Below are 23,065 nucleotides of genomic sequence, written 5' to 3'. Positions count from 1 at the left end.
ATTATGATCATAACCACCATCCTTTTTTACCTTTTTTCGGCGATATTGCTGGGTTCTGCGACAGCGGTCATCACTGCAAGAAATCCGGTGTATGCGTCTCTTTTTCTGGTGCTGGCGTTTTTTAACGCCGCCGCCCTGTTCATTTTGCTGGGGGCAGAATTTTTGGGTCTGATCCTGATTCTGGTTTATGTGGGCGCGGTCATGGTGCTTTTCCTGTTTGTGGTGATGATGCTGGATATTAATTTGACCCGTCTCAAGGAAGGGTTTTTGAGTTACCTGCCGCTGGGGCTGGCCATTGCTATTCTGGGCGTGCTGGAACTGGCCGTGGTTTTCTGGACTTCACCGTTGGGCCATATTCCTGCTCCGGGCCCTATTCCTGCCAATGCAGATAATACCCGCGCTCTGGGCGTGTTGCTTTATACCCATTATTTATATCCCTTTGAAATTGCGGCGGTGATTTTGCTGGTTGCGATTATTGCGGCTATTGCCCTGACCTTGCGACGTCGCCAGGGGACTAAAACCCAGAGTATTGCTGCACAAATGGCAGTGCGTGCCAAAGATCGCATCAGTCTGGTGAATTTGCGGGGGCCAGAACAATGATGATGGGTGGACAACCAACGCTCGCCGCTTATCTGATACTCGGGGCTATCCTGTTTTCCATCGGTGTGGTGGGGATTTTCCTGAATCGCAAAAACGTGATTATTTTGCTGATGGCCATTGAATTGCTGCTGCTGGCGGTGAATATCAATCTGGTGGCCTTTTCCCGATACCTGGGTAATCTCGAAGGGCAGGTTTTTGTGTTTTTCATCCTGACGGTAGCTGCTGCTGAAGCGGCCATTGGTCTGGCCATTCTGGTGGTTTACTTCCGGAACCGCCGGAGTATCAACGTAGAAGATATTGACGAGTTGAGAGGCTGATATGTGGGTTTTTGACTGGTTGAATGCCTTTCCGCCTCTCCTTGTGTACCTGATTATTCCGTTGGCACCGCTGGCTGGCTCTCTGGTGGCTGGTTTTGGCGGCTGGAAGCTGCAGGAACAAGCACACTGGGCGCCATTGACGGGTGTTGCGGTTTCTTTTTATCTGGCATTGGCGGTACTGTTTCAGACCCTGAATGGTGTCGATTTTTACGGCAATATCTATACATGGGCCGTGTTCGGCCATCTGCAAGTCCCCATCGGTTTTGATGTGGACAGCCTGACCGCGCTGATGCTGGTGGTGGTTACCTTTGTGTCGCTTTGTGTGCATTTGTACACCATAGGCTACATGCATGGTGATCCTGGTTATGCCCGCTTTTTCAGTTATATTTCCCTGTTCACTTTCAGCATGATCATGCTGGTGATGAGCAACAATTTTCTCCAACTGTTTTTTGGCTGGGAAGCGGTGGGTCTGGTTTCCTATCTGCTCATTGGTTTCTGGTTCCAGCGCGAAAGCGCCAATGTCGCCGCCCTGAAGGCATTTATTGTCAATCGGGTCGGCGATTTCGGTTTCCTGATTGGTATTGCGGCCATTTATCATTACTGTGGCAGTCTCGATTACCGCACTGTATTTGCCATGGTGCCCCATCTGGTCGGCCAGACCGTGGAAATTATTCCCGGACATCCCTGGAATGTACTGACCTGGATTGCCTTGCTGTTGTTTATCGGCGCCATGGGCAAATCAGCCCAGGTGCCGCTGCATGTCTGGCTCCCGGAATCCATGGAAGGCCCAACCCCGATTTCGGCGCTGATTCACGCGGCGACCATGGTCACCGCCGGTATTTTCATGGTGGCCCGGATGTCGCCCATTTATGAACAGTCGGCCACGGCATTGACCGTCATTTTGTTGATTGGCTCTATTACCGCCTTGTTCATGGGGCTGATTGGACTGGTGCAAAATGACATCAAGCGCATTATTGCCTACTCGACCCTTTCCCAGTTGGGATACATGACGGCTGCACTGGGGGCTTCGGCCTTTTCAGCGGCTATTTTTCACCTCATGACCCATGCGTTTTTTAAAGCGTTGCTGTTCCTGGCGGCGGGTTCGGTGATTCACGCCATGGCCAATGAGCAGGACATCCGCAAAATGGGCGGCTTGCGCAAAGCCATGCCCATTACTTACATCACCTTTCTGATTGGCGGCCTCGCGCTGTCGGGTATCCCGCCCTTTGCCGGATTTTTCAGCAAGGACCTGATTATTGAAGCCGTGGGTATTTCCACCTTGCCAGGAGCTGGCTGGGCAGAGTTCATGCTGGTTGCGGGGGCCTTCGTTACTGCTCTTTATACTTTCCGGATGTTTTTCATGGTGTTCCACGGTACACCCCGCATGGACCCCTACACCCGAGATCATCTGCATGAGTCACCCTGGGTGATTACGGTGCCGCTCATTGCATTGGCTATTCCTGCGGTATATGCCGGTTGGGCGTACATTGGTCCGGTAGGATTGGGGCATTTTCTCGATTCTTCGCTGGTCATTGCTCCGCAGTTCAACACCATCGGTGAAATTGCCGCGCATTGGCAGGGTGCTGGTGTCTTTCTCGTGCATGGTCTGGAAGCCTGGCCCTTTTGGTTGGCCGTAGCGGGTATTGTTTGTGCTGCCTACTTTTATGCCTGGAATACGGGGTTACCCGAATGGCTCAGCCGCATCCTCAGTCCGGCAGTCTGGCTGCTGGAGAGTAAATATGGTTTTGATACCTTTAATAATACGGTTCTGGTACGCGGAGTTGTTCAGTTCGGACGGCTGTTCTGGCATGTTGGCGACGAAAAACTGATTGACGGTCTGATGGTCAATGGCACCGCTTTCGGCATCGGCAAGTTGGCATTGTCCTGGCGTAGAGTGCAAACGGGATACATTTATCATTATGCTTTCGCCATGATTATCGGGTTGATTTTATTCATGACATATTTTGTGATCTGGAAGGGGTAGGCACTGATGAACGCTTCGCTCCTCAGCTATTCTATCTGGATACCCATCGTCGGCGGCCTGCTGGTTTTGGCCGTCGGAGATCGCCGTGCGGCACTGGCGCGTTGGTTGGCCCTGATTGTGTCATTGCTGGCCTTTGCCGTTACCATTCCCCTCTATACGGGTTTTGATACGCATACTGCGACCATGCAATTCAGTGAGCGGGTTTCGTGGATTCCTTCCCTGAATATTTACTATCACCTCGGTGTGGATGGCATATCCCTGTGGTTTATATTGCTGACCAGCTTTTTGACCGTGCTGGTGGTCATCAGCTCCTGGCGTAATGTTCAGACCCGGGTTGCCCAATTCATGGCGGCTTTCCTGATTATGGAAGGCATGATGATCGGCGTGTTCTGCGCCCTCGATGCCATTCTTTTTTATGTATTCTGGGAAGCCATGCTGATTCCGATGTTCCTGATTATCGGCGTCTGGGGTGGACCACGACGGGTGTATGCCACCATCAAGTTTTTTCTGTATACCTTCCTGGGTTCCGTGTTGATGCTGGTGGCTTTGTTGTACCTGTATTATCACAGCGGCAACAGTTTCGACTTGCTGGTTTATCAGCACACCCCCTTGGGAATGACGGCGCAGATTCTCATTTTTATGGCGTTTTTTGTGGCGTTTGCAGTAAAAATTCCCATGTGGCCAGTACATACCTGGTTACCGGATGCCCACGTGGAGGCGCCTACCGCCGGATCGGTGATACTGGCCGCTATCATGCTGAAGATGGGTGCCTACGGTTTTCTGCGTCTGAGTCTGCCCATTGTTCCGGATGCCAGCCACAAACTCGCCTGGCTGATGATTCTGCTTTCCCTGATCGCCATTATTTATGTGGCGCTGGTGGCTATTGTTCAGGAAGACATGAAAAAACTGGTGGCCTACTCCTCCATTGCCCACATGGGCTTTGTGACACTGGGCTTTTTCGTGTTTGATAGTGTCGCCATTGAAGGCAGTATTATTCAGATGCTCTCTCACGGCTTTATCAGTGCCGCCATGTTCCTCTGCATCGGCGTGCTGTATGACCGTATGCATACCCGGAATATCAAAGCCTATGGAGGGGTCGCCAACGTCATGCCGATATTTGCGGCGCTGATGATGTTGTTCGCCATGGGTAATGTGGGTTTGCCGGGGACTTCCGGTTTTGTGGGTGAGTTTATGGTGGTGCTCGGCACTTATCAGGTGAATCCGTGGTATGCGATTCTTGCCGCTACCGGTCTGATTACGGGTGCCAGCTACACCTTGTGGCTGTTCAAACGCGCTATTTTTGGTGGAATTGTGCACCCCGAGGTGGCAGCCCTGAAAGATCTCGATGCCCGCGAAATGCTGGTGCTTGGGACCCTGGCGGCGTTCACGTTGCTCTTGGGCGTATGGCCCGCACCTTTCCTTGATATCGTACATACTTCGGTACAGCATCTGGTGGCGCAGATAGCTGTTTCGAAAATTCCGGCGTAGAAGGACACTGCCTATGAATGCTTTTCTGCTGCATTGGACTTTTGCGATACCGGAAATCTGGGTGTTGATCATGGCCTGCGTGGTGTTACTGGCGGATTTATACCTGGGCGAACGACTGCGGGACGTGGCTCCGGTGTTGACCGTCCTGACACTGCTGGGTGCAGCGGTGCTGACCTTTTTTGAATTGGGACAAAGTGGTACGACTTTCGCCGGTTTGCTGGTGCTGGATCCATTTACCAATGTGGCCGAATTGTTCAGCTATCTGGCTGTATTGATGGTGGTGCTCTATTCGCGACGCTATCTGATGGATCGCGGCATATACCGGGGCGAAATCTACGTGTTGCTACTTTTTGCCCTGCTGGGGGTCATGGTGATGGTCTCGGGCGCAAACCTGTTGAGCATCTATCTGGGGCTGGAGCTTTTGGCGCTGAGTCAATATGCGCTGGTTGCCTTCAATCGCGACAGCCTGGTCGCAACAGAAGCAGGGCTGAAGTATTTTGTTCTGGGCGCTCTGGCTTCGGGTTTGCTGCTTTATGGTATGTCGCTGCTTTACGGACTGACAGGAACCCTGGAGGTTCGTCATATTGCTGCAGCACTGGTGAATGTCACCAGCAGTAATCTGATTCTGGTATTCGCTCTGGTCTTTATCGTTTCGGGTATTGCTTTCAAGCTTGGCGCAGCCCCCTTTCACATGTGGTTGCCGGATGTCTATCAGGGCGCACCCACGGTGGTAACGACTTTTCTGGCCTCGGCACCTAAAATCGGCGCCTTTGCCCTGATTATCCGCCTTTTGGTGGATGGTGGGTACGGCATGCTGGAATCCTGGCAGCAGATATTTATTGCCCTGACATTGGTATCTCTGGTTGTAGGCAACCTGATTGCCATTGCCCAACAGAATCTGAAACGGATGCTGGCCTACTCAACAGTAGGGCATGTGGGTTTTCTTTCCCTGGGCATTGTTGCGGGGACAGAAGCTGGCTTTGCCAGTGCATTTTTCTACACCATTGTTTATGTGCTGATGTCTCTGGCCGGTTTCGGGATGATTCTGCTCCTCACCCGGGCAGGTTTTGAAGCAGATCGCATTGATGATTTCAAGGGATTATCGCAGCGCAAACCCTGGTATGCCTTTTTGATGCTCATCATCATGTTTTCCATGGCGGGCGTTCCGCCGACGGTGGGTTTTTATGCCAAGCTTGCGGTGTTCCAGGCCGTCATTGCAGCGGGTTATGTGTGGTTGGCGGTGATCGGCGTATTGCTGGCAGTGATTGGGGCCTTCTATTATTTGCGGGTCGTGAAAGTCATGTATTTTGATGCCCCTGAACCGGAAAGTGGGCCGATCGTGCGCGATGATCTTGCCAGTGCTACCCTCAGTATCAACAGTCTGGCTTTGCTGGTTCTGGGGATTGTTCCCGGACCGCTGATGGCCTTCTGTTTTTATGCCATGCAGGGAGTGATTTGATGGATATGCATAATTGGGTACTACTTTATATATTACTGGCTTTTGTGGCAGCCAATTTGCCCTGGTTGAGTAATCGCCTGTTTTTTATACGTCCGGTTGCGGGAGGCAAGGCCCTGCAGTGGTACCTGCTGGAGTGGTTGGTGATGTACTTCATTGTGGGGCTGGTTGGCATGGTTATTGAAAACAGTCTGGATGGTAGCCTGCATGCCCAGGGTTGGGAATTTTATGTGATTGCCCTGTGCATGTTTGCCGTTTTTGCCATACCGGGTTTCATCTGGCGCTTTAACGTGCTGCCCATGTTACGTAGATCTTGACCGGAGCCCGCGTAATGGGTACATTTGCGGGCTGCAGGCGCGTAGCTCAGGGGGAGAGCGCTACCTTGACACGGTAGAGGTCGGCGGTTCGAAACCGCCCGTGCCTACCAAATCCCGCACCAGAGGGAAGATTCTCTCTGGTGCTTTTTCTTTGGAGAGGGCATATGCCAGACATTCAGTTGCCAGATGGTAGTCATCGACAGTTCCCTGAACCCCTCACCGGGCTGGAACTGGCGCGCACTATCGGCAGCGGACTCGCCAAGGCAGCAGTAGCCATGCGCGTCGATGGTACCCTCAAAGATCTCTCCACGGTGCTGGATGAGAATGTGGCAGTAGCCATTATCACCAAGGACAGTCCCGAAGGTCTGGAAGTAATTCGCCACTCCACCGCGCATTTGATGGCGCAGGCGGTACAATCGCTGTTTCCGGGTGTTCAGGTGACGATCGGCCCGGTGATTGAAAACGGCTTTTATTATGATTTTGCCAGTGCGCGCAGCTTTACTGTGGAAGATCTTGCTGCCATTGAAAACCGGATGCGCGAACTGGTAAAGCAGAATCTTGCCGTGCAGCGCGAAGTATTATCTCGCGATGCCGCCATTGATCTCTTCGAGAGCATGGGTGAAGACTACAAGGTCCAGATTATCCGTGATATTCCAGCCAGTGAAACGTTGAGTTTGTACCGTCAGGGTGATTTCGTAGATCTCTGCCGAGGCCCCCATGTGCCCTTTACCGGATCACTGGGTGCCTTCAAGTTGCAGCGGGTTGCCGGTGCTTACTGGCGTGGAGACTCCCGCAACCCCATGTTGCAGCGTATTTATGGAACGGCCTGGGCGAGCCAGAAAGATCTAGATGCCTATTTGCAGCAACTGGCTGAAGCTGAAAAGCGCGATCATCGTCGTATTGGCACCGAACTGGATTTGTTCTCCATTCAGGAAGATGCCGGGGGTGGGTTGGTTTTCTGGCATCCTATGGGTGCCCGGATCCGGCGGGTCATTGAGGACTTCTGGCGCAGTGCCCATGTGGATGGGGGCTATGAATTACTGTTTACCCCTCATATTGCCCATGAGCAGTTGTGGCATACCTCTGGACACAAGGATTTCTACGCGGAATCCATGTTTGATCCCATGCAGGACGAAGGCCAGCCGTATCAGCTCAAGCCCATGAACTGTCCTTTTCACATTCTCATTTACAAAGACAAGTTGCGTTCCTATCGGGATTTGCCCCTACGCTGGGCGGAACTGGGGACGGTATACCGTCATGAAATGTCTGGCGCACTGCATGGTTTGATGCGGGTGCGCGGCTTTACCCAGGATGACGCCCATGTGTTCTGCCGCCCTGATCAAATTGCGGTGGAAATTGGAGAAGTGCTGACGCTGGTTCAGAAAATTCTCGGCACCTTTGGTTTTGACCGTTACGAAATCAACCTTTCCACCCGGCCAGAGCACTCCGTGGGTAGTGATGCCATCTGGGAAACAGCTACCGAGGCTTTGCGGACAGCTTTAGATCGTGCGGGCCTTGAATATCAGGTGGATGAAGGGGGCGGGGCTTTTTACGGCCCGAAAATCGATTTGAAAATTCAGGATGCCATTGGCCGTAAATGGCAGTGCAGCACCATCCAGCTCGATTTCAATTTGCCCGAGCGTTTCGGGATGGAGTATGTGGCTGAGGATGGTTCGCGGCAGGTACCTATCATGGTGCATCGCGCCATATTTGGTTCCGTGGAGCGCTTTTTCGGGGTGCTCATAGAACATTATGAAGGAAAATTCCCGTTGTGGCTGTCACCCGTGCAGGTTGCGGTGCTTCCGATCAGTGAGCATTTTGTCGAATATGCAGAATCTGTCACCGCTGCATTGAGCAAACTCGGCCTGCGTGTCGAAACGGACTTGAGAAACGAGAAGATAGGTTATAAGATACGCGCCCACACCCTGCGCCGGGTGCCCTATATGCTGGTCGTCGGAGAACGCGAGCAGGAAGCGGGAACCGTGGCGCTCAGGGATCGGAACGGTCAGGACTTGGGTTCCCATAGCATTGCTGCGCTGGGCACCGCTCTGCAGAAAATGCATCAGGAGCGGCAGAATACCCTGGAGTGGCAAGGCTAGCGAGGAGGATAAGGCGATCGCGACAGAGAAAGAAGTCAATATCAACCGGGAAATTACCGCAGCGCGGGTCCGGCTGATAGGGGTGGAAGGTGAACAAATGGGTGTGGTTTCCGTTATGGAAGCCTTGTCGGCCGCAGAAGAAGCCGAGCTGGATCTGGTGGAAATTGCCCCACAGGCGGAACCACCTGTTTGCAGAATCATGGATTACGGCAAGTTTCGCTTTCAGGAAAGCAAACGTCAGCATGAAGCGAAGCGTCGGCAAAAGCAGACCCAGGTCAAGGAAATCAAATTCCGTCCGCGTACGGATGATGCCGATTACCAGATCAAGCTCCGTAATATCATGCGCTTTATTGATGATGGAGACCGGGCCAAAATTACCCTGCGCTTTCGCGGTCGTGAGATGTCTCACCCGGAACTGGGCATGGAACTGCTCAACCGGGTAGAAAAAGATTTAGCAGAAGTCGGGGTGGTTGAACAACGGCCACGCATGGAAGGACGGCAAATGGTGATGATTGTCGCCCCACGGAAAAAATAGGAGAGCATCGTGCCAAAAATGAAGACCAATCGCGGAGCGGCCAAGCGTTTCAAGCGCACCGGATCCGGCAAATTTAAGCATCGTCAGGCGTTTTTGAACCACATCCTGACCAAAAAAACGACCAAGCGGAAGCGTCATCTGCGCCACACCTTGGTGACTTCGGGAAGCGATCAGGCTGCCTTGCGGCGCATGCTTCCCTACGCTTGATGACAGAGGAATCGTACCATGCCTAGAGTAAAACGTGGCGTAACTGCCCACGCCCGTCATAAAAAAGTCCTGGCTCGCGCCAAGGGCTTCCGTGGTCAACGTAAAAGCAACTTCCGCATCGCCCATCAGGCGGTGATGAAGGCCCTGACTTATGAATACCGGGATCGTCGTACCAAGAAGCGGGATTTCCGCAGCCTCTGGATTGTGCGCATCAATGCCGCAGCGCGTTCAGAAGGTTTGAGCTACAGCCGTTTCATGAATGGTTTGCTGCGTGCTGGCATTCAGCTGGATCGCAAGGTCCTAGCGGATATTGCGGTGCGCGACAAGCCGGCGTTTACCCGTCTGGTTGAGGTGGCTAAGGGCCAGCTGGCCGCTTAATCATGACGGAGGCTGTGGATATGTCGCTATCTTCCATAGCTTCCCTTGCAGAGGCCGCGCGTGATATTGCGGCCGCTGCTGATCTTCCCGCGCTGGAGCAAATCCGTCTGCACTGGTTGGGGAAAAAGGGTCTGTTGACCCAGGCCATGCAGCAACTCGGACAATTATCTCCAGAAGCACGCCGTGAAGCCGGACAATTACTGAATGTGCGCAAGGAGGAAGTGCAGAATCTGCTGCAATCCCGCCGGACCTTACTGGAAACTGCACGGATTCAAGCCCGCCTGGAGGCTGAGCGGATAGATGTCACCCTGCCCGGAAGGCGTGTTGCGCTGGGGAGTAGTCATCCCATCCGTCAGACCCTCGAATGGATAGAGCAATATTTTTCCGGTTTGGGTTTTGAAATTAGTGATGGTCCCGAAATAGAAGACGATTATCATAATTTTGAAGCGCTGAATATTCCCGAAGATCATCCAGCGCGGGCGATGCACGATACGTTCTACTTTGACCAGAATCGGGTGTTGCGTACCCACACTTCCCCGGTACAAATCCGCTTTCTCGAAAACCATCAGCCCCCTTTGCGGATGATTGCAACGGGACGCGTATATCGGCGGGATTCTGATATTACCCATACCCCGATGTTTCATCAGGTGGAAGGGCTGCTGCTCGATGAAGAAGCCAGTTTTGCCGATTTGCGTGGCCTACTGGAAGATTTTCTTCAGAATTTTTTTGCCAAACCGGATTTGCCGGTGCGCTTTCGTCCTTCCTATTTCCCCTTTACGGAGCCTTCTGCAGAAGTGGATGTGGGCTGCGTCATCTGCGGTGGTTCAGGTTGTCGGGTTTGCAAGCAAACCGGCTGGCTGGAAGTGCTGGGCTGCGGCATGGTGCATCCGGCAGTACTGTCTGGTGCCGGGGTAGATGGCGAACTATTTGGCGGTTTTGCCTTTGGCATGGGTATCGAAAGACTGACCATGCTGCGTTATGGGGTCAATGATTTGCGTCTCTTTTTTGAGAACGATCTGCGCTTCCTCAAGCAGTTTTCCTGAGGAGCGAAGGCTATGCGTATCAGTATTCAGTGGCTTCGTGATTGGTTGGATTTCTCCTGGAATACGGAAGAAATCGCCCGTCGGCTGACCATGGGTGGGATCGAGGTGGAGGCTATCGAGCCCGCTGCTCTGCCTTTTCATGCTGTGGTCGTTGCGGCGGTTCAAAGCGTGGCAGCGCATCCGGAAGCCGACAAGCTACGGGTCGCTCAGGTAGATGCTGGTGATGGCACCCTGCGAACGATTGTCTGTGGGGCTGCAAATCTGGCTGAAGGGCAGCGGGTACCCCTGGCCTTGCCGGGGGCGGAGTTGCCGGGTAATAAAAAAATAGCCATTTCGGAGCTGCGCGGTGTGCGTTCGGAGGGCATGCTTTGTGCGGCTGGTGAGCTGGGTCTGGAAGATGGCAGTAGCGGATTGATGATTCTGGATGCAGAGGCTCCCGTAGGCGCGGATTTGCGGACTTATCTGCATTTGGATGATGAAATTCTGACATTGGGCATTACTCCTAATCGCGGTGATGCCTTGTCCATAAAGGGCGTTGCCCGCGATCTGTATGCCCTTGGGGCTCAGCAACTGCATGCCCCCCGGTCTGTCACACAAGGTCCTGAGTGGTCTCAGCAGGACTCCACCCAACACTCCGTGCAGGGTGATTACTCTGTAGCAATAGATGCTGAAGCCAGAACAGCTTGTCCCAGTTATACCGCATTGTGGATTGACGGCGTACCAAATCGCTTGCCGGATTTTTTGCGCGAGCGTTTGCGCCGGGCCGGTCAGCGCAGCATCCACCCGATGGTGGACTTGCTGAACATCTGGATGTTTGATACCGGTCAGCCTTTGCACGCTTTTGATGCCAATACGATTCAGGGTGGACTGTGTGTACGCTGGGCCAAGACCGGAGAAGTCCTTGATGCGCTGGATGGCCGCGATCTGAACCTGGAGCCGGATATGCTGGTCATTGCCGACGCGCAGGGACCGGTGGCACTCGCGGGTATTATCGGCGGACGCCGTAGCAGTGTGACCCCGCAAACCCGTTCCATTATTCTGGAAGCGGCGTTTTTCCAACCCAAGGCCATTCAGGGCCGCGCACGTCGACTGGGTTTGCAAACAGATGCCGCCATGCGCTATGAGCGGGGTGTGGATTTTAATCTGGCTCCGCAGGTAGCCAGAGGCGTGCTCGCGCAAATGATGGAACTGGCCACCGTGCAGTTGCGAGCCTCCCATTCATTTACCCTGAAGGGCCAGTTGCCAGCTTCCGCCGAAATTTCATTGCGGCAAAAACGTCTTGAGCGGGTGATGGGAATGCCCTACGAGGCGGCGGTCATTGAGCAGTTGCTGACGCGTTTGGGCCTGCAGATTCGTCTGACGCAGGATGGTTGGCAGGCCACTGCCCCCAGCCACCGTTTTGATCTGCGGATTGAGGCAGATCTGATTGAAGAGGTGGGAAGAATTTACGGTTATGACCACCTGCCAGCCCATCGCCCTCGTGGCATCTTGCAGGCGGTACCCGATAATCAGTCACCATCTCAGATGTTGCGCCATATTTTGCAGGCACGGGATTATCACGAAGTCATTACCTACAGTTTTATCAGCCAGGAATCTCAGGATGATTTCCAGCCGAATGCGGATGCACCCGCCCTGCTGAACCCCTTGTCAGCAGACCTGGCGGTGATGCGTGCCAGCCTCTGGCCGGGTTTGCTGCAGACCTTGCAATTTAATGCGAAGCGTCAGCAGGATCGTATTCGTCTTTTTGAAATGGGGCGGGTATTTTCAGCAGATCGGCAGAGCATGGTGCTGGCGGGTTGTATCTGGGGCACTGGAGATCGTGAAAACTGGGCGCAAACGGCCAGAAATGTGGATTTTTTTGATCTTAAAGGGGATGTAGCCGCCATTCTGGCGTTATGGCCACAAACCCATTTTGAGTTCCAGACCCTGTCCACTGAGCATGCGCTGCATCCCGGACAGGCCGCAGAAATTCTGGTTGAAGGCCGCAGAATCGGGATGCTCGGGGCTCTGCATCCGACCCTCGCAGCGCGCTATGACCTGGACAAATCGGCCTTTTTCTTCTATCTAGACATAGAGATGCTGGAACATCTGCAGAAAGGGCGGCACTTTACGGCGTTGTCACCCTATCCTGCCTTGCGCCGGGATATGGCGTTGGTCATACCCGACAACATTGAGGCAGGAGCAGTTCTGGCGGCAATGCAGCAGGCTGCCAGTGCGGTGGTGCAGGAAATTCGTATTTTTGATCGCTATCAGGGGGAATCCCTGCCGGCAGGGACCTACAGTTTGGCATTTGCGCTCATTTTGCAGGATCGTGAGCGTACGCTGACTGAGGCTGATGTACAAATGGAATTGGAGCGAATGCTTACAGCAGTGAAGCAAATCGGCTCCATAGAACTCAGGGCATAGGGAGACAAGAAAGTGGCCGTCACGAAAGCAGAAATTGTTGATATGTTGTTTGAAACCATGGGCTTGAACAAGCGTGAAGCCAAAGGTGTTGTGGAAGCCATGTTTGATCATATTCGCGAAAACCTGGCCCAGGGCGAAGAAGTGAAACTCTCCGGCTTTGGTAATTTCACCCTGCGCGATAAAAACCCCCGACCAGGGCGTAATCCCAAAACCGGCGTGGAAATTACCATCACCGCACGGCGGGTGGTGACTTTCCATCCGAGCCAGAAGCTCAAAGCCTACGTCAATGGTAGCGAACCAGATAACGGCTAAGGGTAAAGCTGGCAAAGAGCTCGCCGCGCTACCAGAAATTCCTGAAAAACGGTATTTCTCCATTAGCGAGGCGTCTCTGCTTTGTGGGGTCAAGGCCCATGTACTGCGCTATTGGGAGCAGGAATTTCCGCTACTCAGTCCGCTGAAAAGAAAAGGTAATCGCCGTTATTACCAGCGCCACGACTTACTACTGGCGCGGCAGATTCGTGAGCTTCTTTATGGAGAAGGTTACACCATCCACGGCGCTCGTGAACGACTTCAGGGGCTGCGCAACGAATCCAGTCACGGGCATCCGGTCTCAGCGGCACAACTGGAATTCGAAATGGATGATAATGCCTCCGGCCTGCACACCAGCACGGGCAACCGCCTGACCTACTTGCGTATTGAATTGTCCGAATTGATAAAAATATGTGCCGGCAAGCATTGACCCGACGCCAGCGAAGCATTAGAGTAGCGGCTCTTGCGGGGCGTAGCGCAGCCTGGTAGCGCACCTGAATGGGGTTCAGGTGGTCGGAGGTTCAAATCCTCTCGCCCCGACCAATAAATCAAGGGGTTAGGGCGTATTTCCCTGATTTCTTTTTCTACAATCACCGCCTTTTTCTACAATCCTGCTCAGTGGGGTGATCCGCTCCGCTTCTCTGGCTCTGATATATGCCTCAGTCATATCGCCGCTGGCATGGCCGGCCAGTGCTTGCGCGTAGTCTCTTCCAGCGACCCGCTTGGCGTCAGTAAGCGCCTTGGCTCGTATGTCATGAAAGTGAATATCCTCCACGCCAGCTTTGGCCACGATACGTCGCCAGGCACTGTTCCAACCGCTCACACTATAGGGTTGCCCGTCTCGTGTGCAGAAGAAGTAGAGCGACCCTACCCTGCGGCGCAAGCTCTTGGAACGTGAAATCACTTCGTCCAATGCAGGGGCAATGATGAAGGCATTGGTCCGATTAGCCCCTATTCCACAGGGGTAAGCACCAAACCGCGGCCTGAACTCGGCACCAATTCGACATACAGAGCTTTTCGCCCGACGATGACAGCAAGCATAGACCTCTTGTCCCGACGCTTCGCTGATAAACGGTTCCATTCCGATCTATCGAGACCAGAAGGATGGGGATAGTCTTCCGGATGGGTGTGCCATTCGCCCAGATAGCGAACGGCGCCCTGACTCGCCATCCATCGAGACAAAGCGATGGTTTCGTGGCCAAACGGCATCCGCTCGAACAGGTAGCGAAACCGTTTGTCCCATGCGGTGGGAACCGTTGCCTGCTCAATGAGCATGTGAGTTCCGTGGACCGAACCGAGTAGCAGCCCGCCAGCTTCGCAGTCAAAATCACTGGCCTGAACATGCTGGCAGAAGGTCTCCAGCGTGGACTTCGAGAAATTCAGCAACGTCCTCTTATCGTCGGCTGCCCAAGAACTCATGAGTTGCATAAGGGACATTCCCGATCCCGAAGTGGATCGCAATCGTGCGTGGCAATTTGATGGATGCGGTCGATCATCCTGGTTCGCAATGCAGGGGAATAGACGCCGTTGACCCAGTCAAGCGTCATTTCCGCGCCCAGGCTGGCAGCGTGCACGGACACCGAAGCGGGAAATGGCACGTACAAGCCCTCGCATCCATGCCCCGCCAAGATGGTAGGAAGAGGATCAAGGGTGGAACGGAGTCCACCTCTTCTATTGCTATGCCAAAGACATCGGAAGCACGCGCCAGATGCGTTCGTTCTCAGGAGCGCACGGACAGCCGTTCCCGGCCCCTCGATCCAGACCGAGAGCATGGGCATCGGAGGCGGATAGCGGCCGCAAAGCCAATGCCCGAGTGATTCTTCCCCGGTGGCATCTATGAGCAGGTCCAGCTCTCTCAGTTGGGCCTGCCTGACATCCACGGGGAGCGCACGGATATCGGCGCCCGGGGCCAAGCGTTTGAGTTCTTTCGCCATGGCCTCGGCTTTGTTAGACAGCAGGTCCGGGAACCCCAGGCGATGGCGTCCGATGTTCTGGGGAAGAAGGTAATCGAAATCCACCAATGTGAATTTTCCGCCGCATGTCCCCGCCCCGGCCTTGACCAGCATGTCCGACAGATATCCACCGATCGTGCCACATCCCACGACGGCCAGGTTCTTACCTGCAAGCGTCCTTGAATTGGGCATGTTCCGCTGGGCAAGATACCGATCATCGATTCTGACCACCGATATGGGCATCACCTTTAGCCCGTAGCTCGAATCTCTGCGATCTGCGAGCTTGCCCTTTTGGACCGGACGTTGGTGTTCATAGAGAACGGCAAAGCCATACGTCATCAACGGAGATTCGATAATGATCAGAACGCCGTTGGCCTTCTTCCTTTCTCCTTCCTTGATGCGCTCGTGAATCTTGCACCGGCACCGAGGGTCAAGGGTGCTTTGCCAAGCCAAGATATCCCTCACCGTCTCGGGTGGCCAGTGGTTGGTCAGCGGTCGGGGTTGGGCGATAGTCTTGACCCGGTAAGTCAGCACCGTCCTATCGGTGACCTGGTAGCCGAGCGAACTCAGCTTCCTTTTTGTTCGATCTTCGTTGTCGGTGATAAACCACAACGGATTTCCATTGGCTTGCGCGACGATGCAGTTCTGTCGCCCTAAATCCTCGCCTTGCATGTCTACGAAACAATGCCAGCCATTCCAATAGGCAAAGAACTCTTCCGCGAGGTCTTCGATCATCTCCCCCTGCATGATCTGCCCGAACACGACGGCCGCACGTTGCAGGCACGCCAGCGACTGTCCGACAGGATCGTAGATGTCCAGAACGACCGTGCCCTTGGCGAGATAGCAAAGCCCGCCATCTGCGCCAAGATGAGGAACCGCTGCGGGCAGCTCAGGAGGGATTTCCAGCAGCCGGATGCGAGGCAAGTCGAAGAACGTGGGGTCAAGCTGAACCTCACACGGGCATCCATTGTCCGCGTCGGGCGGGGTCAGTTGCCCTTGCAGCTTGAACCAGCCGTCATCCATCTTGCCGACAAACTCGAAGCCTTGCTGCTTGAAGGCATCGATCACGTCTGCGACCACTGCGGCGCTGCTCATCCAGCTTTCGTTCGTCCGATAAGTTCACTAGGACCAGCAGCAGCTGGAGCCGCGGCAATGGTGGCGGCAACGGATACCTCCTTGACCCGATCCGGCTCGTTCGGAAAGCGCGGGCCGAACTCGCCTCGCATCCAGATGCAGGCCTGTGAAGGACTACCAGCGCCGGTTGCTCCGCGAAGCATTTTCTCAAATTCTTCGAACGCCTTTACCGCTTCTTCGACACCCTCATGGCCAAGTCGCTCCGTAAGCGATTCGGACTCATCCACGGGGTTGTTCACACCCGCCCGCAACCTAGCTGGCAGTGCCGCGACGACATCCAGCAACGCGAGGTCGTCGCGCCGATCACGCTTCTCAAAGAGAGGTGCCGCGGCGGCCATCAAGAGGATCGAAGCGGGTCCGCCGCTGGACCACCTCCAATCGCGAAACGCCTTCAAGTAACGAACTACGCGGCGGAATTGCTCACCCTTGGCCTCCACTTCGCCCAGGAACCACTCCTTCACAGGCCTGGGGTCAGAGGACATCCAATTGCATTCACGATGAGCCAGAAGCACCTTGTCGGCGGGAAGGGCTGTCCATGTGTCCCGCTCTGCCATCTGAACAGCCTCTGATATCGAATCGAAGCCACGCTGCTCCATCGACGCCTTTAACAACACAAACTCTTCGTCTGGGATCGCGTACAGAGGAATATCAATGTGGGCATACGTGGCAATGACGATGCGGATGCACGTCGGTTTGTCGGTGACAAGCTTCCACCGCTTTTCCTCGACCAGCGGCTTCAAGGCTTCTTCCGCAGCGGCAAAGAACACCGTCGCCGCGGCGCTGGGACGCCTCGTCTGCGAGACGAAACTCATTGGCAGATAGCAGCCATCATCGACATCCGCCTGCTGCGGGCGTTGTGCCGGGGAGTTCAACGTCTTGTATGCCCATGACCCTTGCGTGAAGTAGCGCGGCTGCGGCACGTCTTCCGTGTATCCGCTTGCCCTAAGCACGCGGGGGATGCCTGTGCGCAGGCAGTTCCTGACATCAGTGCGTGCGCTGGCGATCCAGGCGCGCTGCTCAGGCGTCAGATCCAGCTCGTTGTGCATGCACGATTCGTCATCAAGGGTGGTAAAGAAGAGCGGGCTCAGGTTCAGCATGCGGCCTCCGGGACATTCTTGTTGGGGCCGTGATAGAAGATGGGTGCGCCGGCCTGGTGCGCTCGAAACGGTTGGAAAAGAGGATCGCCGAGCGCACGCTGCGCCGCGTGGTTGCCGCGATCCTTGAGCGTATTCGTGGCGCCGATGGAAACCCGATCCAGCGCCTTCACGTCCTTGCTTTGATCGGGCGTCGCCTTGTCGTCGATCTGGAAGTAGTTGTTGCTCAACGCCTGCCGCAGCATGTAGTCCACCGACGACTCCTGGGCAGAGATCACGAGATCGAAGAGTCCCCCGCGCCATTTGCCGAATCCGCGGTCGAGGCTGGCGCCGCCGCGAACAGTCGCACCGATGGTCATCGTGCCGATGGCGAGGACCCGAACCAGCGCATCCTGTTTCGGCGCTAGGAACGTCTGGACTTCGTGCAACCCGAACAGACCCGGGGCGTTGCCCACCAGCCCGCCGTCCGCGAAGACACCCCTGTCATTGCGCGCCAGAGGAAAGTAGACGGGCGCGGCTGCGGTCGCCAACGCCACATCGACGATCTTCATGCGGTGATCCAACTCAAAGGAAGGATGATGAGGTGTCTTGAAGAACTGCCCGCGGCCCGTCGAGTAGTTGACCGCCGGAACGAGAACGCGGTGCTTCAGGTCGCCGATCGTGTTCCCTTGGAATCGCTCGGTCAGCACCTCTCGCAATCCCATCGAGTCATGCTTTGCGGTCAGCCAGAATCCTAGAAGCCGTCGCGGCAGACTGCGGCAACCGAAGATGCGACTGCCCTGGTCTTCAAACAGCGCTTTGAGTTCGTGGGCCGGAATTTCCGCAGCCAGCCCCAAAGCCAGCATCCCTCCCGCCGATGTGCCGCAGATCAGATCGAAGTGCGACGCGATAGGACGCCCCAGCACGGCTTCGAGTTCGGCGAGAACCGTGGCGGTGTACAGGCTGCGATAACCGCCCCCTGACAGGGCGAGCACATGGTAGGTAGGGATGCCCGTCATGGCACTTCAGCCCTTCGGCGGAAAGGGGTCGTTGCCGTGGCTGTCCTTGTCACGGATACGGCCATCAGGACGATGGATGACGAGTTCAGACTGCTGGTTGCGTGCTATATCCCTCGCTGCGTCAATGGCCTGTTGCTGCGTATCGTGTACAGAGGTCGCCCGCTGATTGCCTGCGCTCTCGACGGCCCAACCGTCCTGGTGAGGGACAACATGCTGATTCTTACCTGCCATGATGAATCTCCTTCAATGGAGCTATCGAAGTCCCAGCCGCTCGGCTGGGTTGTCAATGGCCACCGGCTGTAGCACAATGCGTTGCTCATGCAGACAACAGGAAGGCCAAGCCAATCCGGCCTAAAGCAGGCATAAAACCTACTTTCGTTGTCTGGTTGGACAACAATGTATCAGAACCCGCGTGCCAGTGCAACTGGCACGCGGGTTCGCCTTTGAACATCAACCGGATGTGAGGGGCATCAGAGGGTTTGGCCCTATCTTCCCGCAACCGCAAGGATCAGAACTTATGCCGCAAACAGGCCTTGGCGTCGCCCTCAAGATGTTACGTGAACGTAGAACCCTTTCCCTGCGTGAAATCGGCCAGCTATCGTTAGTTGATCATGCTTATGTCCATCGCCTCGAAACAGGCGAGAAGACAAACCCATCCCAAGACTTGGTTGAGAAGCTGCTGAAGGTTCTCAAGCCGGGAGAAAGAGATATAGCGCTTGTGATGTGGCTGGTTGACCATGCTGACGCTGATCCCAGCCTTGTTGAATTCGTGCTAAAAGATTCCTCCATCAGCATCGATATTTTTACAGCCGCAGCTGGAGTCAGGCATCGGGGAAACACTAGGCCTGACCCCGCTACGCTGATCGCCCGAATCAAAAAGGTCTTCGACGACGACGAGGATGACTGAACGTGGACGAGACGGATGTCAGACATAAAGCACGAGCCTTTGTTGCAAAAGTCGATGTTTCGAACATCCGGGAAGACTTGTCCCCCTATGTGACCGCCGCTAACGCTAAGATCAAGAAGGATGAACTTGGCGAAGGAGAGTCTGGCTATACCGTTACGAAACCGAACGGTAAGCACATCATCACAGTGAACTCCCTGGAAACTGACGAGCGCCAGCGCTTCACTGTTTGCCACGAAATAGCTCATATCGTGCTCGGCTTGGAATCAAGCCACGAGGAAGTGCCTTCGTGGTCTTATGCAAAACGACATCCGAATGAGATCGCCTGCGACACGTTTGCGTCTGAACTGCTGATGCCTTATCAACAGTGGCTCTCCGCTGTCCCCAAAGAGGAGCCCTCCCTGGAGCTTATCCAACACATGGCCGGTTTGTTCAGCACATCATTCCCAGCAGCGGCGTCAAGGTTCGCCAGTATTAGCGATATGCCGTGCGCATTCGTCACCATGGAGCGTGGGGCAGTGCGGTATGCCGCACGCTCCACGGCCTTGCGGCAAGCGGGGTGCTGGATACCTCCTAGGTCAGTAATTCCAACAGGCTCCGTGGCTCACCAAATCCGCTCTTCGGAAAAAAATGCTACTGAAACAGGGGAAGTTTCACAGGACATCTGGTTCGACAACTGCGGAAAAGGCCTTGACCTCTGGGAGCTTTCAAGACATTACCTGCGTACCGACACTACCATCTCCCTGCTATGGTTCGACAGTGACGATTTACCTGCGGTGGAGGTAAATCGCTTCGGCGCACGTATCGAAGATGATGGGGGCTTGGCTGAACTGACGGGCGAACTGCCATGGCCGGGACGCAGCAAGCGCCGCTAGAAAGCCAACACGGCCTCGACGACAAAGGTATCTCCCTTTTCCGTCGCCACTCAACCAAAGCTCAAACTTGAATATCTCCCAGACTCGTAGACACCTAACGGCCGCTGTCCAGCTTTGAGCGGCCGCATTGCGAAGCACACAAGAATGACGGCAGCGGGTCGGATGATGTCATTTGATTGAAGCCAATGAATGACCGCAATCAGTCTTGAACTGCCGTTCAGGCCGGCCCCGACTACCAGCAATCTTGCCGCTGATCATGGAGTAGCCCGTTTCAACCACGGCACCAAGTCTTGGTGTGCGCATCCTTTTTCAAGGTATGTCAGTCGTCAGGCGCCTTCATTCTCTCTGGGTTCCGCATCAATCAGGTTCTGGAGCAACGACCCGTCAAAGCCAGAATACCACGACTTTCTGTGGCTTGCCCCCTTGCCTGCGGATGCGCTGCTCAATGTGCCCCGTGACCTCTCCACCAGCGTCGAGCTTTTGTAGCACGGTATCACGGTTGCCGTCTTTGCGATAAAGCCAACCGATGGGCGTTTCCGGGTGCCCCCCAAGCCAGATCCCCACCGCATCCCGATCATAGGAGTTGGCCATATCCCGAGCTATCCTAACCTTGTTATCTACAGGGATACCAGACAGGCCAGAGGCTTCAGGGAACGCCTGGTTAAATGCAAGATTTGAAATTCGTCGCATGGTTGCCAGCTATACCTTGCGGTACCGGCCAGCGGAGCATTGGCCCCGGTCCCATTGCAGCCTAATGTTGCCATGCAGGCTTTTAGCCGACTGTAGAGCAGTTACAAAGGCACCTTTGAACATTGAGCATTCCTCCATATCGGATCCCGTTTGGGTATAGATCGAGGGATCTGGATATACCTGAAGGGGCGCACCTGCGTCCGATCTATACCTGGCCAGGAATCAGACTCAGAGTGCGGGGGAAGATGAACTACGAAGAAATTGAGGTTCCAGACGAGCTACTTTGTGGCACCGCCTTTATCGAGGACAGGGCGCCAGACTTGCTCATCGCTGCGGCTTGGGCCATAAACGGGTACCGTTGCCCTGCTGAACGTTTGAAGCAAGCAGAGCCAGAGGAAGACATTGATGATGTGGAGTGAATCAACGGTTAACACGATCCCGCAAGACCTGCGTAAAGAGCTTTCCTTGCTTGCCGACTTGTTTCCGGAACAAAGCCCTTTGCCATATACAAAGGCCAAACTCCTGGTGCTGTCGTGGAACAGGCTCGGCCAGGACGCCCTGGCCTGGGCCGGAGCAAACCTGATCATCAAGATAGATCCAGCCCCCTACGAATCTGGAGATCCGGCATACGGCCCCACTCCCATGCAGGCAGTGAACCGATCGGTTGACCTTTGGAAGCCGTTCTCACCTGAGCACTGGCGAGAGCATGTGCGAGGAATGAGCCTGTTCGACCTGGCTGTTTACCTGAAACTGAAGGTAGGAACGTGGGGAACGACACCGATAGCCCGCCGGCGGCATGTCACAAAAGATCGGCTTGATGGTATTGGACTTGGGTGTCAGATTCATCCCACCCGCTCAACCGCTTCGATCTTCCTATGTGGTGAGCGATCACTGCTGGAGATTGTCGAAACAGACCTTGCGGACCAGATCAAATAGGCTTCACAGGTAGAATCAGAAATGGCTAAAGCCTTCTACAACTGAAAACTCGCCGTTGTTTTGTAATGGAAATATTTTACCTCGGTATGCCATTTTGTAGAAAGCGTCCGCGCAGGGATATGCTATAAATACATAGCGTAAGCGGGATTATAGGGCTAGAATGGGGTTCAGGTGGTCGGAGGTTCAAATCCTCTCGCCCCGACCAATATTACCATATGAATCATGATGATATAATTTTTATGGGCCATAAGTAAAACTTGTGGGTAAACCATCATAGATAGCCCGACGGTATCCGTCACAACCCATGGTTCCTGATGTTTGTCCAGGTAGTGTTTAGTCATTTTTTCGATGGTGCGCTGCAATAATCTGTAGGACATCTTGACGATGCCTTCGCAAGATTTCAGAAGGACGCATAACATCTCTCCGATGACCAGGGTAAACATCCGGTATTATAATTCTGAATCCACCCCAAAGAGGGTAGGAATGAGGTTTTATCTGCCAAGATCCCTATTCATTTCGGAGAGTTGTGTGTGTAATTCCGGGAGGTCACTTTGAATGGTTTTCCAGACGATTTCCAGGTCCACCTTGTCGTAGCCGTGTGAGACGCGATTACGCATCGTGTACATGACCTGCCAGGGAATGTGGTTTACTGCTCTGCTAATTCAGCGGCTTTGCACTGTATGTTATTTGCTGCCTCACCGATGATCTCAATATTGCGGATCACAGCGTCCTGCACTAACTCATTTGAGAGGAACGCAACTTCGTCCATGTCGGCCGTGTACCGATCAATCCTCTCAATGGCTTTGAGGATGTGACCAAGGTAGTCCGGGACACGCATGGCCTTGGTCATACAGGCGTAGCTTCCGAGATGACCTGGCTGCGGAAAGTGTCTGGCAGGGCACCAGGCGTCAGCACATCGACCGTCACGCCAAGCATGCGTTGCAGTTCCACCTGAATGGTGGCCACGTCCATCAGGGTTGTTTCGGGCGTTGGGTCGATGAGGATGTCCAGATCGCTACTTTCGGTGTCCTGACCATTCAATACGGAGCCGAACACCCGGGCATTTTGGGCGTGGTGAGATTCGACTATCTGCCGGATTGCGGCACGGTTTGAGGCCAAGGCTACTGATGGTTTCATATTCCCCCCACGATAAAATCTAACCCGCAGATATATTATAGGGTATTTTGACCTTCCCAACACCTGCAGTGCGAACCAGAAGCGGGTGAATTACCGCACCAGACCGTTCTGCAAGCCAGCGGGATCCTGAATACCTCCTGCCGGTTTCTATTCCCCCTTCCGGAGACAGGCAAACCCAGCCGCCGACACGCAGGCAACGCAACATC

At 54.5% G+C, this 23,065-nt stretch carries 28 protein-coding genes and 2 tRNA genes; 20 read left to right on the top strand and 10 right to left on the bottom strand.

Annotated features, from left to right (window positions below; genetic code table 11):
• The first annotated feature begins 3 nt into the window (after positions 1-3).
• The 16 genes from HAP95_RS08530 to HAP95_RS08455 all read left to right on the top strand — a co-directional run bounded on the left by HAP95_RS08530 (position 4) and on the right by HAP95_RS08455 (position 13,682).
• The gene (locus HAP95_RS08530) at positions 4-600 is read left to right on the top strand and encodes an NADH-quinone oxidoreductase subunit J (RefSeq protein ID WP_215883833.1); all 597 of its coding nucleotides are present in this window, start codon (positions 4-6) and stop codon (positions 598-600) included.
• Positions 600-917 (top strand): NADH-quinone oxidoreductase subunit NuoK, encoded by a 318-nt coding sequence (gene nuoK / locus HAP95_RS08525; RefSeq protein ID WP_029316355.1) that lies wholly within the window; start codon positions 600-602, stop codon positions 915-917. Before HAP95_RS08530 ends, nuoK begins: the two co-directional genes overlap by 1 nt.
• Before the next feature lies 1 nt (position 918).
• On the top strand, positions 919-2,901 hold the full coding sequence (nuoL, locus tag HAP95_RS08520) for an NADH-quinone oxidoreductase subunit L (RefSeq protein ID WP_215883832.1): 1,983 nt from the start codon (positions 919-921) through the stop codon (positions 2,899-2,901).
• A 6-nt stretch (positions 2,902-2,907) separates the two neighbouring features.
• Entirely contained in the window at positions 2,908-4,389 is a 1,482-nt protein-coding gene (locus HAP95_RS08515) for an NADH-quinone oxidoreductase subunit M (RefSeq protein WP_226832664.1), read from the top strand.
• Positions 4,390-4,402: 13 nt separating this feature from the next.
• On the top strand, positions 4,403-5,848 hold the full coding sequence (nuoN, locus tag HAP95_RS08510; RefSeq protein WP_215883831.1) for an NADH-quinone oxidoreductase subunit NuoN: 1,446 nt from the start codon (positions 4,403-4,405) through the stop codon (positions 5,846-5,848).
• Positions 5,848-6,162, top strand: coding sequence for a DUF2818 family protein (locus HAP95_RS08505; protein WP_215883830.1), 315 nt, complete (start codon positions 5,848-5,850; stop codon positions 6,160-6,162). Before nuoN ends, HAP95_RS08505 begins: the two co-directional genes overlap by 1 nt.
• A 35-nt stretch (positions 6,163-6,197) precedes the next feature.
• Positions 6,198-6,272 (top strand) — tRNA-Val (locus tag HAP95_RS08500).
• A gap of 54 nt (positions 6,273-6,326) precedes the next feature.
• Positions 6,327-8,261, top strand: coding sequence for a threonine--tRNA ligase (gene thrS, locus HAP95_RS08495; protein ID WP_215883829.1), 1,935 nt, complete (start codon positions 6,327-6,329; stop codon positions 8,259-8,261).
• Entirely contained in the window at positions 8,224-8,796 is a 573-nt protein-coding gene (gene infC, locus HAP95_RS08490) for a translation initiation factor IF-3 (RefSeq protein WP_438263657.1), read from the top strand. The genes thrS and infC overlap by 38 nt, the downstream gene beginning before the upstream one ends.
• A 9-nt stretch (positions 8,797-8,805) precedes the next feature.
• Positions 8,806-9,003 carry a 50S ribosomal protein L35 gene (gene rpmI / locus HAP95_RS08485; protein ID WP_215883828.1) on the top strand — a complete coding sequence of 66 codons (198 nt, stop codon included), beginning with the start codon at positions 8,806-8,808 and terminating at the stop codon, positions 9,001-9,003.
• Between the two features lie 18 nt (positions 9,004-9,021).
• A complete protein-coding gene (gene rplT, locus HAP95_RS08480; RefSeq protein ID WP_010641740.1) occupies positions 9,022-9,381 on the top strand; it encodes a 50S ribosomal protein L20 in 360 nt (119 codons plus the stop codon).
• A 20-nt stretch (positions 9,382-9,401) separates the two neighbouring features.
• Positions 9,402-10,424, top strand: coding sequence for a phenylalanine--tRNA ligase subunit alpha (gene pheS, locus HAP95_RS08475; protein WP_215883827.1), 1,023 nt, complete (start codon positions 9,402-9,404; stop codon positions 10,422-10,424).
• Between the two features lie 12 nt (positions 10,425-10,436).
• The gene (gene pheT, locus HAP95_RS08470) at positions 10,437-12,830 is read left to right on the top strand and encodes a phenylalanine--tRNA ligase subunit beta (RefSeq protein WP_215883826.1); all 2,394 of its coding nucleotides are present in this window, start codon (positions 10,437-10,439) and stop codon (positions 12,828-12,830) included.
• 12 nt (positions 12,831-12,842) lie between these two features.
• Positions 12,843-13,142: an integration host factor subunit alpha gene (locus HAP95_RS08465; RefSeq protein ID WP_024893611.1), complete on the top strand. Its 300-nt coding sequence runs from the start codon at positions 12,843-12,845 to the stop codon at positions 13,140-13,142.
• Complete coding sequence (locus HAP95_RS08460; RefSeq protein ID WP_215883825.1) at positions 13,117-13,569, top strand: MerR family transcriptional regulator; 453 nt, start codon at positions 13,117-13,119, stop codon at positions 13,567-13,569. The genes HAP95_RS08465 and HAP95_RS08460 overlap by 26 nt, the downstream gene beginning before the upstream one ends.
• Positions 13,570-13,605: 36 nt before the next feature.
• Positions 13,606-13,682 (top strand) — tRNA-Pro (locus HAP95_RS08455).
• Positions 13,683-13,695: 13 nt separating this feature from the next.
• Here the strand turns inward: HAP95_RS08455 and HAP95_RS08450 are convergent.
• From HAP95_RS08450 to HAP95_RS08425, 6 genes are read right to left on the bottom strand one after another with little or no spacing between them, the layout of a single operon-like run.
• Positions 13,696-14,052 carry a tyrosine-type recombinase/integrase gene (locus HAP95_RS08450; protein ID WP_215883824.1) on the bottom strand — a complete coding sequence of 119 codons (357 nt, stop codon included), beginning with the start codon at positions 14,050-14,052 and terminating at the stop codon, positions 13,696-13,698.
• A gap of 38 nt (positions 14,053-14,090) precedes the next feature.
• A complete protein-coding gene (locus HAP95_RS08445; RefSeq protein WP_215883823.1) occupies positions 14,091-14,567 on the bottom strand; it encodes a Mov34/MPN/PAD-1 family protein in 477 nt (158 codons plus the stop codon).
• Positions 14,555-16,186, bottom strand: coding sequence for a ThiF family adenylyltransferase (locus HAP95_RS08440; RefSeq protein ID WP_215883822.1), 1,632 nt, complete (start codon positions 16,184-16,186; stop codon positions 14,555-14,557). Before HAP95_RS08440 ends, HAP95_RS08445 begins: the two co-directional genes overlap by 13 nt.
• A complete protein-coding gene (locus HAP95_RS08435) occupies positions 16,183-17,322 on the bottom strand; it encodes a CBASS cGAMP synthase (protein ID WP_215883821.1) in 1,140 nt (379 codons plus the stop codon). The genes HAP95_RS08440 and HAP95_RS08435 overlap by 4 nt, the downstream gene beginning before the upstream one ends.
• Positions 17,316-18,317: a CBASS cGAMP-activated phospholipase gene (locus tag HAP95_RS08430; protein ID WP_215883820.1), complete on the bottom strand. Its 1,002-nt coding sequence runs from the start codon at positions 18,315-18,317 to the stop codon at positions 17,316-17,318. Before HAP95_RS08430 ends, HAP95_RS08435 begins: the two co-directional genes overlap by 7 nt.
• A gap of 6 nt (positions 18,318-18,323) precedes the next feature.
• Positions 18,324-18,548 carry a DUF2188 domain-containing protein gene (locus HAP95_RS08425; RefSeq protein ID WP_215883819.1) on the bottom strand — a complete coding sequence of 75 codons (225 nt, stop codon included), beginning with the start codon at positions 18,546-18,548 and terminating at the stop codon, positions 18,324-18,326.
• Positions 18,549-18,834: 286 nt separating this feature from the next.
• Here HAP95_RS08425 and HAP95_RS08420 point away from each other — a divergent pair, with 286 nt between their 5' ends.
• On the top strand, positions 18,835-19,224 hold the full coding sequence (locus HAP95_RS08420; RefSeq protein ID WP_215883818.1) for a helix-turn-helix domain-containing protein: 390 nt from the start codon (positions 18,835-18,837) through the stop codon (positions 19,222-19,224).
• A 2-nt stretch (positions 19,225-19,226) separates the two neighbouring features.
• Positions 19,227-20,096, top strand: a complete 870-nt coding sequence (locus HAP95_RS08415) for an ImmA/IrrE family metallo-endopeptidase (RefSeq protein ID WP_215883817.1) — start codon at positions 19,227-19,229, stop codon at positions 20,094-20,096.
• 384 nt (positions 20,097-20,480) lie between these two features.
• Here the strand turns inward: HAP95_RS08415 and HAP95_RS08410 are convergent, their stop codons facing one another.
• On the bottom strand, positions 20,481-20,687 hold the full coding sequence (locus HAP95_RS08410; RefSeq protein ID WP_226832663.1) for a hypothetical protein: 207 nt from the start codon (positions 20,685-20,687) through the stop codon (positions 20,481-20,483).
• Between the two features lie 344 nt (positions 20,688-21,031).
• Between HAP95_RS08410 and HAP95_RS08405 the strand changes: the two genes are divergently transcribed.
• The gene (locus tag HAP95_RS08405; protein WP_215883815.1) at positions 21,032-21,205 is read left to right on the top strand and encodes a hypothetical protein; all 174 of its coding nucleotides are present in this window, start codon (positions 21,032-21,034) and stop codon (positions 21,203-21,205) included.
• A complete protein-coding gene (locus HAP95_RS08400) occupies positions 21,192-21,722 on the top strand; it encodes a hypothetical protein (protein ID WP_215883814.1) in 531 nt (176 codons plus the stop codon). Before HAP95_RS08405 ends, HAP95_RS08400 begins: the two co-directional genes overlap by 14 nt.
• A 491-nt stretch (positions 21,723-22,213) precedes the next feature.
• On the opposite strand, the gene HAP95_RS17485 is transcribed toward HAP95_RS08400, so the two are convergent.
• The 3 genes from HAP95_RS17485 to HAP95_RS08385 are packed head-to-tail and all read right to left on the bottom strand — an operon-like array spanning position 22,214 to position 22,859.
• On the bottom strand, positions 22,214-22,339 hold the full coding sequence (locus tag HAP95_RS17485; protein WP_215883813.1) for a HepT-like ribonuclease domain-containing protein: 126 nt from the start codon (positions 22,337-22,339) through the stop codon (positions 22,214-22,216).
• Between the two features lie 29 nt (positions 22,340-22,368).
• A complete protein-coding gene (locus HAP95_RS17290; RefSeq protein WP_215883812.1) occupies positions 22,369-22,572 on the bottom strand; it encodes a HepT-like ribonuclease domain-containing protein in 204 nt (67 codons plus the stop codon).
• A complete protein-coding gene (locus HAP95_RS08385) occupies positions 22,569-22,859 on the bottom strand; it encodes a nucleotidyltransferase family protein (RefSeq protein ID WP_215883811.1) in 291 nt (96 codons plus the stop codon). Before HAP95_RS08385 ends, HAP95_RS17290 begins: the two co-directional genes overlap by 4 nt.
• Between the last annotated feature and the right edge of the window lie 206 nt (positions 22,860-23,065).

It is taken from the genome of Acidithiobacillus sulfurivorans (assembly GCF_018853815.1).
GTDB classification, from domain to species: domain Bacteria; phylum Pseudomonadota; class Gammaproteobacteria; order Acidithiobacillales; family Acidithiobacillaceae; genus Acidithiobacillus; species Acidithiobacillus sulfurivorans.
This window is presented reverse-complemented; position numbering and strand designations above follow the sequence as displayed.